The following is a 14,001-nucleotide window of genomic DNA, read 5'->3' on the forward strand; positions in this document are numbered from 1 at the left end:
ATGGAGTCCTATCAATCGCTGAGCCGCTCGATCAAGGGCAAGAAAGCAATTGTCACCGGCGCCGCAAGCGGCATGGGCCGGGCCACTGCACATCTGTTCGCCTCGGAAGGGGCGCAGGTTGCCGTCACGGATCTCGATCAGGAAAAATGCGACGCCGTGGTTCGGGAAATTGCGGATGCCGGTTATGACGGATCGGCAGAAGCCTGGGCGCTGGATGTCAGCAATCCGGATGTGATCAAAGCGGTTGTCGCCGAGATTGCCGGGTCCTTTGGCGGCATCGATATTCTCGTCAACAATGCCGGTTTCGCCATCCCCGCAGATGTCGCCGAAGAAAGCTATGAAGACAGCTGGACCCCGACCATCGAAGTCATGCTCTCGGCCCATCAACGGATGATCCGGGCTGCACTGCCGCATCTTCGGGCAGCCGAGCATCCGCGCATCGTCAATGTCGCCTCCACCGAAGGCCTGGGCGCATCTCCCGGCAACAGCCCTTATGTCGCTGCCAAACATGGCGTGATCGGTCTGACTCGCGGCCTCGCGGTTGATCTCGGACGCGAGGGTATCACCGTCAACTGTATCTGCCCCGGCCCGATCCGCACCGGCATTACCGACGGCATTCCCGAAGAGCATAAAACCATTTATGCCAAGCGCCGCGTCCCGCTGCGCCGCTATGCTATCCCCGAAGAAGTCGCGCACATGACCCTGTCTTGCGTGCTGCCATCTGCCAGTTTTCTGACCGGAGCCGTGATCCCTGTCGATGGCGGATTGACGATCAAGAATGCCTGATTGCCGCATATAACCGATACCTGAAGGAGCCAAATCCATGATTACACTTCACCATCTCGAATATTCGCAGTCTTTTCGTGTCCTCTGGCTGCTCGAAGAACTGGGCGATGAATATGGGTTGAAACTCTACAACCGCAACGCGGACAATAATCTCGCGCCTGATGACTATAAGGCGCTCTCTCCGCTCGGCACCGCGCCCGTGATTACCGATGAAAACGGCCTTGTGCTGGCAGAAAGCAATGCCGTCATCGACTATATTCTGGACCAGCATCCGGACAGCCCGCTGCGGCCCAAAGCCGGCAGCCCGAACCGCGCCGACTATCTGTTCTGGTTCCACGCCTCGATCGGCAGCATGATGCCGATGCAGTTCATGGACGGTATTTTCACCGTGCTCCAGAAACGCTCTCCATTCTTCATCCGCCCGCTGATAAGCGCCGTGCTCGGACAGGCCAATCAATTGCTCGTCCAGCCCCGCATGAAGACGATACTGGACCGGCTGGAACATGACCTGGCGCAGCATAAGTGGCTCGCCGGTGACGAGCTGACCGCCGCAGATATTACGATGAGCTACTGCATGGCATCAGCAAAACAAAAAGGCTTTGTCGACGACAGCCGCCCCGGCTGCCTGCGCTGGCTGGAACAGATGGAAGCAACGCCATCCTATCAGGCCGCAATGAAAAAAGATGGGCGCGAAACGATGGTATTTTCCTTCTGATCAAGAACGCGCGATTTGCTTTTCGAAAAATTCGCGAAGTGCCAAAGCATCATAGTAGGCATTATGCGGCACTTCGCTTTCCTTCGAACAATCAAAACCGGTACCGTCTATCAATTCAAAACGAATTCGCTGTTTGAATATATGTCGCTTGCCTTTGTACGATAACAGTGCGGCTGCGTGGGCTATATCTTCAGGCCAGTCCGCAACAAGAGTAATATCGTCGCCATCATCCAGATACTCGCAAATTCGGTCCGTCAGCACTTTCCTCGCAACAGGGTTTGTTTGAAGAACGGGTAAAACGTTTTGCGCAACCCATTCCGTTGGCGATTCACAAACCAGTGCTTCGTAGAACGGTGGATAATCTTTTTCCAATGGAACCAACGCTATTGAGATCAGTTCACCGCCAAAACCATTGAATTCGGTATCCAGTAGAAAAATCATTTGCCGTCACGCTTCATATTCATCGTGCCGCTTGTCCCAGAACATTTCTCCCTTGGGCCAGCCATCGGGGGTAACCTCCCAGGGTTCCTGCCGGCCATAAGGTGTGAGGTCCAGCCACGTCCAGTGGCTGCCCAGATGTTCGACGCCGCGATTGTCGGTATAATAGGTTCGGTAAATATCGTCGCCGTCGCGCAGGAAGACGCTGGCGACATGGTTTTCGCCTTCGGCATTGGTGGCGTTGAAATCATGATTGAAATCACTGCCGAACGAAGACACCCACGGCAAGGTCCAGCCCATGCGCTTTTTATACCGGTCGAGCTTTTCCAGTGGCGCGCGTGAAACCAGAACAAGCGACGTGTCGCGCGCATTGAGATGCGCGGGATGGGACATTGCGTCGGTGACCCATGAACAGCCCGGACAACCGGCATCAGCCTCGGGCGCAAACATGAAATGATAGACAATCAGCTGTTTGCGACCGTCGAACAGGTCGAGCAAACTGACCGTGCCCTTGTCGCTATCAAACGTGTAATTTTTCTCGATCTTCACCATCGGCAATTGCCGCCGCATGGCGTTGATGGCATCCGTTGTTCGCGTCAGTTCTTTCTCTTTCACGCGGATCTCGTCGATCGCCGCCTGCCATTCTTCCTGCGTGACAATCTCTGGTTGCGCTGACTCTGCCATGGGTCCCTCCTGAATCGATCCGGTTGTGAAGCAGATATTAGCACAGACTTGTCAACGAGACGATTCTAGCCCGTCTTCACGTTCTTCTGCGGCTCGACATGCGCTTGCAGTTCAAACACATCCGGCCGTGCATAATGACCGGCGACGTCCAGATCGAACTTGGCTCTGGTGCGGTCGTTGAGATCAATCTCTGCGGTCAGGATTGTTTCTTCGCCAAAGACCGGCCCGGCCACGACTTTTCCCGAAGGTGCAATTATGCAGCTGCCGCCGCTGATCAGGACCGTGTCATTCGCATTGCCCTGCATCGCATCAAATTGTCCGGCATCCAGTCCGATCATTCCGCGTTCGAGATACTGGCAGGCAGATAGCACAAAAGCGCGGCTTTCCAGCGCAATCATCTGCATGGTCGGCACCCAGACCGGGCGATCATCGACGGTGGAGACGCAATAGAAATCGGGTTGGGCGTCATAGTAAAAACTCCGCAGCAGCGGCATGTAATTTTCCCAGCAAATCGCGCTGACCAGTCGTCCGGCGCTGCTGTCCATGACCGGCAGATCGCTGCCGTCACCCTGTCCCCAGATCAGCCGTTCCATGGCTGTCGGCACCAATTTGCGATGGACGCCCAGCAACGTTCCGTCATGTTCAAAACCAAATGTCGAACAAAAGAGCGTCGCGCCCTTGCGTTCGATGGCCCCGACCACGACCGCAATATCATTGGCCGCGACCGCTTCGCTCAATGCTTCAAATTCCGGCGAGCCCAGTTCGATCGCATTGTCCGAATACAGCCGGAACAGCTCGCGGCCCGCATCATCGCGCGACCCGACCCGCACACCGAAATCGATGCCCTTGGGATAGCCGCCGACAAAGGCTTCGGGCAGCACAGCCAGCTCGCTTTTCGCCGCTTTTGCATCGGACAACAAATCGGCGAACCGGGCGAGAGTCGCCGGTGTGTCAAACGGATCGGAACCGGACTGAACCACCGAAACGATACGGGTTTTGCTATTGCTGCTCACGGCTTCACCTCTTGCTGGCTCAGGGGATATCCCACAAAGCCAGAACAGAGCGCAGCGCGGTCACAAATGCAAGCGGCTGATCGAGCATCAGATGATGTTCCGCATGCGGCACCGCGATCATCGGGATATGCGTTCCCCCCAGTTCCCGCAAATAGGCGGCACTGTCGCCATCAAATAATTTGCTGTTCTCACCGTAAATTATCGCCAGCCGGTGCTGCAAATCTGCAATCCGTTGCGGCGCCTGCAGCCATTTGGCCTGATCATTCTCGCTGCGATGGAAGACTTTGGGATTGAATTTCCAGCTCCAGCCTTTTTCATCGCCATCTTCAACCCGGCGCATCGAATGATAGGCCATATATTCGAGCAGAAACGGCGTCTGCACACCCTGAGACGGCGCCAGCACAAAACGGCCGCGCGCGGTCTCATAATCGGCATAGATATTATTGGGTTTGTCGGATTTGCCAGATCCGGGAGGCCCGCCGCCGCCCTTGAAATGTTGCATGAGCTTTTCGGGGCGCATGATCATCAGGTCGCAAATGATCAGCCCGCCGAACCGCTCTCCGGCCAGTTCCATTGCAGTCAACGCGACGCCAGAACCAAAACTGTGGGCGATGATCTTCGGTTTCACCGAACCGGAAAACAGATCCAGTGCATCAGCCAGCGCAACCATGTCCGCTGCCCGCTGATCACCCTCAAACTCGGCGCCAATTTCGCTTTCGCCCATGCCGGCCAGATCATAGGCGACAATGTCATATTCTTCGGCAAGAAACGGTGCGATAAAGGCAAAGCATCGGGCATGAGCAAGAAAACCGTGAGTCAGCAGCAACGGCGGATTGCCGCGCTTGCCCCAGCGGAAATAATGGACCTTTTGGCCACCGACCTCGACAAAGGCCTCTTCGCGCGGGACCGCCATGGCTTCGGTGAACCAGTCGGGCAAATCCTGACCGGTGGCCCAAAGATCGACGATATCGGCGCTCCCCGTCGTCATATTGTCAGACAACCGCTATCGCCTCTATCTCGATTTGCAGATGGGGATCAGCGAGAGCTGAACAACCGATCACCGTAAAGGCGACCTGATTGCCTGCCAGAAATTCCATCACCGGGGGAAAGGCCGCTCCGCCTTTTTCTTCGGTATAGTCGACAATGAAAGCACGCAACGAGACAATGTTTTCCGGACCGGCACCAGCCGAAGCAAGAGCCTTTTCGAGATTGCCCGCGGCCATCAGCGCCTGATCTGCAAGACTATCGGGCGGCGGATCTCCGCCGGGCGTCCAGGCCACCTGCCCGGAGATAAAAATCATCTTGCCGGGCGTGCAGGTGGTGACTTGTGAATAACCCATCTTGCCTGCATCGGGCAGCGTATCGGGGTTGATCCGTTCGATATCGGGCATGCTTATTTCCCCTGCCAGTTGGGCTTGCGTTTCTCTGCGAATGCCATCGACCCTTCACGGGCATCAGCCGAGGTGAACACATGGCCGGAAATTTCCTGCTGCTTCTCCCACATATTCTCGCTGGTCCAGTCATAGCTTTCGTTGATGATCTTCTTGGTCGCCTTGAGTGCCAGCGGGCCATTGGCCGCCACGGTCGCTGCCAGTTCCATTGCCGCATCGAGAGCCGCGCCATCCGTCAGGCGGTTGACAAACCCAACTTCATAAGCGCGCTGCGCGGTAAAGAAATCGCCGGTCAGAGCCATTTCCATGGCGATCCGTTTGCCGACCAGCTGTTGCAGTTTCAGCACGCCGCCAGCCGCTGCCACGAGGCTGCGCTTGACTTCGGGAATGCCGAATTTCGCCTTGTCATTGGCCACGCACAAATCACAAGCCAGTGCCAGTTCCAGGCCGCCTGCCAACGCATAGCCTTCGACCGCTGCGATAATCGGTTTCTCCGGGCCCTTTTCGGTAATTCCGCCAAAACCATAGCCCTTCACCGACGGCAATTCGCCTTTCAAAAAGCCTTTCAGGTCCATGCCCGAACAAAAGGTTCCGCCTGCGCCGGTGATGATCCCGGCATTGAGACTGACATCTTCATCTAGCTGTTGCATCGCGGCATGAATGCCTTCTGCCGCTGCGCGGGTCATGGCGTTTTTCGCTTCGGGCCGATTGACGGTGACGATGATAACGCCGTCCTGAATATCGGTAAGTACTTCTGACATCGGTTCTCTCCTCATTGGTCATTCCAGCACAGGCTGGAATCTCTTTTCATATGTTCCGCCCTCACGCATGAACTCTCGGCTTCCGCCAGGCAGACGGTCAAAATTCTAGTCAAACAGTAATCCGGCCAGCTTCGACCGGTGATAAGCAGCGTCGCCAATCAGCGCGCCTTTGAATATCGCGTGACGCCGGTATAGCTGCGCATCACAATCATGGGTGAAGCCAAAGGCGCCGTGAAACTGAATGCCGCGGTCGGCTGCATGGGAATAGCTGCCATGGGCCTGCGATGCCGCCATGTGTACTGCAACCTCGCCGCGACCCTGATCATTGAAACAATGGGCCGCACTATATAAATGCGTCCGTGATTTTTCATATTCGACATAATTGTCGACCGTCGGATGTTTCAGCGCCTGAAAGCTGCCGATAATCTTGTCGAACTGCTTGCGGGTCTTGAGATATTCGATCGTGTAATCGATCACCGCCTGCGTCCCGCCGGTCATTTCCGCAGCATGGATCAGCCCGCCTGCCAGATCAATCCGGTCAATGGTTTCGCGCGTCCGCGCCGCATCAAAAAGCGCTGCAGTTGAAATCGTCAGGCCGTCAAGGTCCAGCTCGTAACTGCGGACGGTTTCATCAATTACCGATTCCCGGCGCAAGGCGGCATCGTCAATCGCGCTGCGTTCAATCAGGGCAAATTGCACAGCGCCTTCCACTTTGATACTGGCGATGATCAGCTCTGCGCTTTGTGCCCAGATCACAAATTGTTTCTTGCCCGCCAGTGTCACGATATCGCCGCTGACCGTTCCGGTGGCCGCGATATTGTTGCGGTCCCAGTCGCCATTATCTTCCTGAAGCGCGAGCGTCGCCGCCGCCCCTGCCGCTATTTTCGGAAGCCACGCCGCCTGTTGCTGTTCATTTCCCCCGGCCAGCAGCGCCTGCGCAGCGAGTGTGGTCGCGGCAAAGGGGGTGTTCATCAGATTGCGGCCCATCTGCTCGGCAATCGGGACGACTTCCGCCATCGACAAGCCGACACCTTCCTGCGCCTCGGGAATGGCAATGGCGAGCCAGCCAAGTTCGCCGATTTCCTTCCAGATGTCCGGATCATAGCCGAGATCATCATCAATCAGCTTGCGGACTTTTTCGATCGGGCTTTTGTCGCGACAGAAATTTGTCGCAACGTCCATCAGTTCAATCTGTTCCTCGGTCGTGCCGAGCGTGCCAAGATTATCCATCGTTTGTCTTGTTCCTTTCACAAACCCGCTCATGCTGAGCTTGTCGAAGCAGTTTTGCCATCTATCCTTCGACAAGCTCAGGACGAACGGTATGTTTGATTACCTTGTCTTGGGCAGACCAAGCGCATGCTCGCCGACAATGTTGCGCTGAATTTGCGATGTCCCGCCGCCAATTGTGGAGGAGAAGCTGTTCAGGTAGCTGCGATGCCAATAACCATCGTCAACCGCGTTGTCATCGCCGACATAATAGCCGGCTTTCGATCCTTGAAACTCCAGTGAGAATTCGGTCAGCCGTTGAATCAGATCGGTGCGCGCCAGCTTGTTCATGAGCGGCAGTCCCATCGGCCGGTCCTGCATCAGCTGCGGCATCCGCCTGCGAGTATTGTTGAGGTTCAGCGCCTGAATATCGATCATGAACTGCGTCATCTTGTCCCGCATCACCGGATCATCGAGCAAGGGCTTGCCGCCTCGGGTCGAGTTTTTCGCCAGCTCGACAATCTGCATGACATCCAGTTCCTTGACGAAATAACCGCCCACCGGTTTGACCTTGGCACCGCGCTCATATTCAAGCGTTTTCATCGCCATTTTCCAGCCTTCGCCCTCTTCGCCAAAAAGACTGTCAGCGGGCACGCGCGCATCGGTGAAGAAACACTGGACGAAGCCATATTCTCCAGTGAGTTTCTTGATCCGGGTCGTGGTGATGCCCTCCACTTTCATGGGGTTGAGAAAGAAGCTCAAGCCGGCATATTTGTTCGGCGCATCAAAATCCGTCCGCGCGAGCAGGATCATATATTTTGCCCGGTCACCCAAAGACGTCCAGATTTTCGATCCGTTGAGCACATAATCATCACCATCCCGCACGGCTTTCAGCTGTGCGTTGCCCAGATCGCTGCCATGTTCCGGTTCCGAAAATCCCTGGCACCAGATATCTTCGGCGCTGAGCATGCCCTTGATATATTTTTGCTTCTGATCTTCCGTTCCCAGATCGAGGATCAGTGGTCCGGCCCAGCCATTGCCGATCGCGTTGAGCATGATCGGTGCATCATATTTTTTCATCGCCCGGGTGGCGACACGCTGATATTCGCTATGCAACCCGCCGCCGCCATATTCCTTGGGCCAGCTCGCGCCCAGATAACCCGCTTCGTAGACCTTGCGCTGCCAGTCGCGCAGGAAGTCAAATTGTTGATCGGTCGATACTTCCATGAACGTCAGCGGCAGCATGAAGCCGGGATCACGGACCGTATTTTCCTTGAACCAGGCATCGGCGGCGTCGCCAAATTCCTTCAGTTCGGCTGCACTGGGCTTCTCGGCCATCATATCGCTCCTGTAAAACTCTTATCAATAGGGGCAGTGGCAGCATCCGCGACCCTCCCCTAATTTGGGAATCAATGACCAGTTAATTGAACGATTAAAAACCAAAAAGCAATGGTCAGAAATGCCAATTGGGAGAGAGAAGTGGCTATCGAACAGAAACATGTCATGTGCCGGGCCTGCCATGCGCATTGCGGACTGATTGTCGACTTTGAGGACGGCGTCCCGGTCAAGACCCATGGGGACAAGAATAACCCGGAATTTGAAGGTTATAGCTGCATCAAGGGACGCCAGCTCGCCAATTATCACAGTTTCGATACCCGCCTGCTCACCAGCTATAAAGGCATGAAGCACGGCCGGAAAGAAGCGATACACTGGCGGACGGCGGCCAGCGAAATCGCACAGCGGATCGAAGCGATTGTTGCCGAGCATGGCCCGGACAGTGTTGCCTCTTATGTCGGGACATTCGGCTATAATAATCTCAACGGTCATGCGTTCATGCTCGCGCTGATGGATGCGATTGGTTCGACGTCCGTTTATGACAGCGTCACCATTGACCAGCCCGGCAAGGGCATTGCCCGCGCGCTGGTCGGACCCTGGCTCGCCGGTGCACCGCGGGTCGGAGACTGGGACGGGCTGATGCTGGTCGGGACCAATCCGGTCGTCTCGATGAACGGCGGTCTCGGCATGAATCCGGCCAAGAAACTCCATGATGCGAAAAAGCGCGGAATGCAGCTGATTGTGATTGATCCGCGCAAGACGGACAGCGCGAAACAGGCCGACCTGCACCTGCAATGCCGCCCCGGCGAAGATCCGATTATCCTTGGCGCGATTGCCAAGGTGGTGATTGATGAAGGCCTGTACGACAAGGAATTTGTCGCCAATGATGTCGACGGCTTCGAAGCCCTCAAAAAGGCAACCGCACCATTCGAACCGGCCCTTGCTGCCCAGCGCGCCGATGTCTCGGCCGAGGAAATCGTCCAGGCGGCCCGCATGTATGGCAGCTGGAAAAAAGGCAGTATCAGCGTCGGTACCGGTCCCAATATGGCTGGCGGCGGCAATATTACGGAATATCTCAATCTTTCGCTGACTTCGATTATGGGTCACTGGCTGCGCGAGGGTGATCTCAACCGGCGCAGCGGGGTCTTCATGAAACCCGCGCCGCCGGTTGCGGCCTCGCCCGGACCAATGGAAGCCTGGGGCTTTGGCCGCAAGCTGCACAGCCGCGATCTCGAACAGAGCATATCGGGCATGCCGACTGCTGCGCTGCCAGACGAAATCCTGACCCCCGGAGACAAACAGGTGAAAGCGCTGATCTGTCTCGGTGGCAATCCGATGCTTGCCTGGCCGGATCAACTCAAGACATTTGAAGCGATGAAAGCGCTGGACTTGCTCGTATGCCTCGATCCGCGCATGTCCAAGACCGCCGAGCTGGCCGACTATGTCATCTCGCCCAAGCTGCATTATGAGGTGCACGGCAATACCGCCGCGCCCGAACTTTATGGTGGATTTGGCGCTGGCTGGGGATTTGAAAATAACTATGCCCAGGCCAGCCCGCCAATCATGGATTCACCGGAAGGATCAGACCTTTGCGAGGAATATGAATTTCTCCACACGCTTGCCACCGAGATGGACAAGCCGTTGAAAATCAAGAGCTGGGCTTTGGTATCACATCCCGATGAACGGGAAGAAAAAGCCACGACCTTTGCGCCCGGTGCAACACCCGATCCGGTTACCGCATGGAGCGCGGCTCTCAATGGCTCCCCGGTTTCCGTGGCCGAGGTCTTCGCTGATCCGGAAGCGCACAAGGGCAAGATCGTCGATGCACAGGCGTTGATGGTCCAGCCCAAGCCTGCCGATTGGCATGGCAAGCTGTCGGTCGGAAATGCCGCGATGATGGATGAGCTCGGGGACTATGCTGCACGCCTTGGACAACCCGTGGAAGAAACCGCTTTCCCGATGCGGATGATCGGACGGCGGATGACGGAAATTCACAACAGCAACTGGCATGAAGATCCGGTCCAGCGCAAACGCGTGCCGCATCATCCCGCCTTCATGAATCCGGAGGATATGGATTCACTCGGCTTGAGCGAGGACCAACCGATTGAAGTGGAATCCGCGCGCGCCTTTATCAGCTGCGTCGCCAAAGCCGACAAGACGGTCAAACCGGGCTGTGTATCGCTACCCCATAGCTGGGGCACCAATCCCGACGAAAAGGAAGACCCGCTCGGCGAAGGTGGAAACACTGGCAGGCTCTCGTTCAACGATCGCGACTTTGACAGGCGTACGGGAATACCCCTGATGAGCAGCATCCCGATCCGCGTGCGGGCAAAACAGGAATCCCTCGAAGCGGCGGAGTAGCAACATTGGCCCAAATCCACATTGCGTCATTCCAGCGAAGACTGGAATCTCCGGCCAGATGGCGCATCGGACAAGGAAATCCCGGCCTTTGCTGGAATGACGAAAAACCGGCCGACATGACGAAGAAAAAGGAAAAAAAATGACCAATCCGCTTTTTGATCTCACAGGCGAAGTCGCCGTTATCACCGGCGCCGGCCGCGGTATTGGCGAAGGCATGGCCAGGACACTGGCGGATGCCGGGTGCAATGTTGTTTGCGCCGCGCGCAGTCTCGACCAGATCCAGTCCGTCGCTGACGAAATCAACGCCAGCAACAGTGGCGGCCGCGCGATTGCGCAGGCCACGGATGTAACCAGCGAAGAGGATATGGAAGCGCTCGCCCAGCGTGCGGTCGATGAATTTGGAAAGCTCGACATCTGGGTCAACAATGCCGGCGGCTCGCTGGTCTCGGCTCCGCTGACCGAACTGGACGAAGCGGAATGGGACAAGACGCTTGCAGTCAATCTGACGTCGGTTTTCTATGGCGTGCGCGCGGCGTGCAAACATTTTGGTGAAGGCAGCCGGATCATCAACACCAGTTCAATGGCAGGCCAGGATCCGTTTCCGGGCAGCGGTCATTACAGCGCAGCCAAGGCGGGCGTGTTGATGCTGACCAAAACGCTGGCCCATGAGCTTGGCCCCAAGACCCGCGTCAATGCGATTCTGCCGGGCTTTGTTCCGACCGAGACCGTGAAGGAAGCGCTCAGCATGAAGGACGAGGATTTTATCGGTTTCGAAGATACGCTGGGCTTGCCCGCCGGCCGGCTGGGCACGCCGCAGGATATTGGCGCGTTGACGCTTTACCTCAGCGCGCCGGCTTCGGAATGGGTGACCGGACAATGTATCCGAATTGCCGGAACGCCCTGATCGCGAACCGCGCGCGAACCCGCCCGACTGTTCCGCTTCACTCTAGGTAACCAGAAACCCGCCATCGACCGCAATGATCTCACCCGTCATATAAGCGCCAGCCTGGCTTGCCAGCAATAATGCCGGACCCATAATATCCGCATCATGCCCCCAGCGGTGAAGCGGTATCATTTTGATTTCGTGATCATATTGCTGTTTGTCTTGCTCGACATGACTGGTCATTTTGGAATGAAACCGCCCGGGTGCAATGGCGTTCACCCGGATATTATCTTCGGCCAGCAGGCTGGCCAGATTTCGTGTGAGCTGGTGAATGGCGGCTTTCGAGGTGCCATAGCTGACACCGCTGCCGGCGCTGCCCATGATGCCGGCGATCGAACCAATATTGATGACCGACGCGCTGCTTTCGGGAGTCGCGTTGGCCTTGAGCAGGGGCAAAAGCTGCTGGGTCAGGAAGAACGGCGTTTTGACATTCAGGTCCATCACCTTGTCCCAGCCGATTTCGGGAAATTCTTCCACCGAGGCCATCCAGCCGGCACCGGCATTGTTGACCAGTACGTCGATATGACTTTCCCTGTCCGCCAGTGATCGTGCAAACCGCGCAATTTCCTCGCCGCTGCTCATGTCGCCCGGCAAGGCAATACATTCCCCATTGTCGACAAGGTCAGACAATTCTGCAGCCGTCTGTTCACATTCTTCGGGCTTGCGAGCAGTTACATATACTCTTTTGGCTCCGGCATGCAGAAAGGCGCGTGCCATGGCTTTGCCCAGTCCCCGCGAACCACCGGTGATAACGCAGATTTTGTCCTGCATGGAAAAAAGAGGGTTTTGCATCGGCGAGATTCCTTCAAATAATAGTTCGGTCATGCGATATTCGTAAAAAAGGACTCCGAACCCGGTCCGGAGTCCCTTCTAAATCTGGAACAGTTCCGGTTCAGCCGACCACGATCATTGCCAGCGAACGGGCAATCAGCGCCGGTGTTTCAATACCGTCAATTTCCACTGTGACATCATAGGTCATCAGCCAGCGTCCGGGCTGTTTTTCAACCGCATCGAACAAAACGTGGCGCGCACGGACTTTCGATCCGGCACGAACCGGGTTGAGGAAGCGCACTTTGTCATAGCCATAGTTGATGCCCATGACCGTGCCTTCGAGACCGAGCGTGCAGCCGTAGGACATGGCCGGCATCAAAGAGAGGGTCAGCAGACCATGTGCGATGGTGCCGCCGAACGGAGTGGCCTTGGCTTTTTCTTCATCAATATGGATGAACTGATGATCCTCGGTGCAGTCGGCAAATTTGTTGATCCGGTCCTGGCTTGCTTCGAACCATTCGGACACGCCGACTTCCTTGCCTTTCCAGTCTTCCAGTTCTTCGGGTTTGATAATTGGCATATTCTCTCTCCTCTTGTGGGCTAAGTTGCTGAGTGTTGCTTCAGCCTTTCATGACTTCCTGCATCCGGCGGAAGAATTTCCCGCCCTGTCCGCCGCCATTGGCATATTCCTGCATGCCGGTTTCATCGAGAATTGTGTCGATATTCTCGGCAATTGCTTCGGCGCTGCGCTGTTCAACCGGCAGCCAAATGCCTTCGGTTTCCAGAACTTTCGCGGCAGCATAACCGCCTGCGCCTGCAGTCAGGATAGTCTTGGATGGTGCGCCATCGCTGCACAGATAGACAACGGCCGGGGTGACCGCTTCGGGGACCAGCATTTTCAGTGCTTCTTCGGGCATCAGATCTTCGGTCATGCGGGTCGCGGCGACGGGTGAGATACAATTGGTGTGAATGCCCTTGCCTGCACCTTCCTGGTGGAGGCTGTTCATCATGCCGACCAGCGCCAGCTTGGCCGCACCGTAATTGACCTGGCCGAAATTGCCATAAAGCCCGGTTGAAGACGTCGTCATCACGATCCGGCCGTAACCGCGCTCGCGCATGTGGTCCCAGACGGCCTTGGTGCAAATCGCCGATCCGCGCAGATGAACATCCATCACGAAGTCAAAGTCTTCCATGGTCATTTTGTGAAAGCTTTTGTCGCGCAGCACGCCCGCGTTGTTCACGAGAATATCGACATGACCCCAGGCACTGATTGCGTCCGCGACCATCTTTTCAACGGCGTCCACGTCGGTAACGCTGCAGGCGGCAGCCATGGCTTCGCCGCCTTCCGCCTTGATCTCATTGACCACTTCATCGGCAGGGCCAGCAGATCCGCCGGTGCCGTCCCGCGCACCGCCGAAATCATTGACGACAACCTTGACGCCGCGACGGGCCAGTTCGAGGGCATGCTCTCTGCCGAGCCCGGCGCCGGCTCCGGTGACAATGGCGACGCGGTCGTTAAATTCTACTGTGCTCATGGGAAAAGAACCTTTTTGCTGGTTTAACTGGTTGATGAATTGATTGCGCCGAGGGATGGGCA

The 14,001-nt window shown here is 56.4% G+C and carries 15 protein-coding genes; 4 read left to right on the forward strand and 11 right to left on the reverse strand.

The genetic code is table 11. The annotated features are described in order from the left end of the window. Positions 1-786, forward strand: coding sequence for an SDR family NAD(P)-dependent oxidoreductase (locus tag ABJI30_RS04260; RefSeq protein WP_348015946.1), 786 nt, complete (start codon positions 1-3; stop codon positions 784-786). Positions 787-823: 37 nt separating this feature from the next. Then, positions 824-1,501 carry a glutathione S-transferase family protein gene (locus tag ABJI30_RS04265; RefSeq protein WP_348015947.1) on the forward strand — a complete coding sequence of 226 codons (678 nt, stop codon included), beginning with the start codon at positions 824-826 and terminating at the stop codon, positions 1,499-1,501. On the opposite strand, the gene ABJI30_RS04270 is transcribed toward ABJI30_RS04265, so the two are convergent. The 8 genes from ABJI30_RS04270 to ABJI30_RS04305 all read right to left on the reverse strand — a co-directional run bounded on the left by ABJI30_RS04270 (position 1,502) and on the right by ABJI30_RS04305 (position 8,332). Further along, on the reverse strand, positions 1,502-1,942 hold the full coding sequence (locus ABJI30_RS04270) for a hypothetical protein (protein ID WP_348015948.1): 441 nt from the start codon (positions 1,940-1,942) through the stop codon (positions 1,502-1,504). It lies immediately after the preceding gene. A gap of 6 nt (positions 1,943-1,948) precedes the next feature. After that, positions 1,949-2,623, reverse strand: a complete 675-nt coding sequence (locus tag ABJI30_RS04275) for a DUF899 domain-containing protein (protein WP_348015949.1) — start codon at positions 2,621-2,623, stop codon at positions 1,949-1,951. A 65-nt stretch (positions 2,624-2,688) separates the two neighbouring features. After that, the gene (locus ABJI30_RS04280) at positions 2,689-3,636 is read right to left on the reverse strand and encodes a carbon-nitrogen hydrolase family protein (protein ID WP_348015950.1); all 948 of its coding nucleotides are present in this window, start codon (positions 3,634-3,636) and stop codon (positions 2,689-2,691) included. Between the two features lie 19 nt (positions 3,637-3,655). Continuing rightward, positions 3,656-4,636 (reverse strand): alpha/beta hydrolase, encoded by a 981-nt coding sequence (locus ABJI30_RS04285; RefSeq protein ID WP_348015951.1) that lies wholly within the window; start codon positions 4,634-4,636, stop codon positions 3,656-3,658. After that, positions 4,629-5,027 (reverse strand): RidA family protein, encoded by a 399-nt coding sequence (locus ABJI30_RS04290; RefSeq protein ID WP_348015952.1) that lies wholly within the window; start codon positions 5,025-5,027, stop codon positions 4,629-4,631. The genes ABJI30_RS04285 and ABJI30_RS04290 overlap by 8 nt, the downstream gene beginning before the upstream one ends. 2 nt (positions 5,028-5,029) lie before the next feature. After that, the gene (locus ABJI30_RS04295; protein WP_348015953.1) at positions 5,030-5,788 is read right to left on the reverse strand and encodes a crotonase/enoyl-CoA hydratase family protein; all 759 of its coding nucleotides are present in this window, start codon (positions 5,786-5,788) and stop codon (positions 5,030-5,032) included. A 105-nt stretch (positions 5,789-5,893) separates the two neighbouring features. Beyond that, positions 5,894-7,018 (reverse strand): acyl-CoA dehydrogenase family protein, encoded by a 1,125-nt coding sequence (locus ABJI30_RS04300; protein ID WP_348015954.1) that lies wholly within the window; start codon positions 7,016-7,018, stop codon positions 5,894-5,896. A 99-nt stretch (positions 7,019-7,117) separates the two neighbouring features. Continuing rightward, positions 7,118-8,332, reverse strand: a complete 1,215-nt coding sequence (locus tag ABJI30_RS04305; protein ID WP_348015955.1) for an acyl-CoA dehydrogenase family protein — start codon at positions 8,330-8,332, stop codon at positions 7,118-7,120. A gap of 141 nt (positions 8,333-8,473) precedes the next feature. On the opposite strand from ABJI30_RS04305, the gene ABJI30_RS04310 reads away from it, so the two are divergent. Both ABJI30_RS04310 and ABJI30_RS04315 read left to right on the forward strand, forming a co-directional pair. Further along, on the forward strand, positions 8,474-10,690 hold the full coding sequence (locus ABJI30_RS04310; protein WP_348015956.1) for a molybdopterin-dependent oxidoreductase: 2,217 nt from the start codon (positions 8,474-8,476) through the stop codon (positions 10,688-10,690). 139 nt (positions 10,691-10,829) lie between these two features. Next, on the forward strand, positions 10,830-11,594 hold the full coding sequence (locus ABJI30_RS04315) for an SDR family oxidoreductase (RefSeq protein ID WP_348015957.1): 765 nt from the start codon (positions 10,830-10,832) through the stop codon (positions 11,592-11,594). Between the two features lie 42 nt (positions 11,595-11,636). Here ABJI30_RS04315 and ABJI30_RS04320 read toward each other — a convergent pair whose 3' ends face one another. The 3 genes from ABJI30_RS04320 to ABJI30_RS04330 form a co-directional block, all read right to left on the reverse strand. Beyond that, positions 11,637-12,425 carry an SDR family oxidoreductase gene (locus ABJI30_RS04320; protein WP_348074327.1) on the reverse strand — a complete coding sequence of 263 codons (789 nt, stop codon included), beginning with the start codon at positions 12,423-12,425 and terminating at the stop codon, positions 11,637-11,639. Between the two features lie 100 nt (positions 12,426-12,525). Then, a complete protein-coding gene (locus tag ABJI30_RS04325; RefSeq protein WP_348015959.1) occupies positions 12,526-12,984 on the reverse strand; it encodes a MaoC family dehydratase in 459 nt (152 codons plus the stop codon). A 40-nt stretch (positions 12,985-13,024) separates the two neighbouring features. Next, on the reverse strand, positions 13,025-13,939 hold the full coding sequence (locus tag ABJI30_RS04330; RefSeq protein ID WP_348015960.1) for an SDR family NAD(P)-dependent oxidoreductase: 915 nt from the start codon (positions 13,937-13,939) through the stop codon (positions 13,025-13,027). Between the last annotated feature and the right edge of the window lie 62 nt (positions 13,940-14,001).

Source organism: Parasphingorhabdus sp., from assembly GCF_039968395.1.
Lineage (GTDB): Bacteria > Pseudomonadota > Alphaproteobacteria > Sphingomonadales > Sphingomonadaceae > Parasphingorhabdus.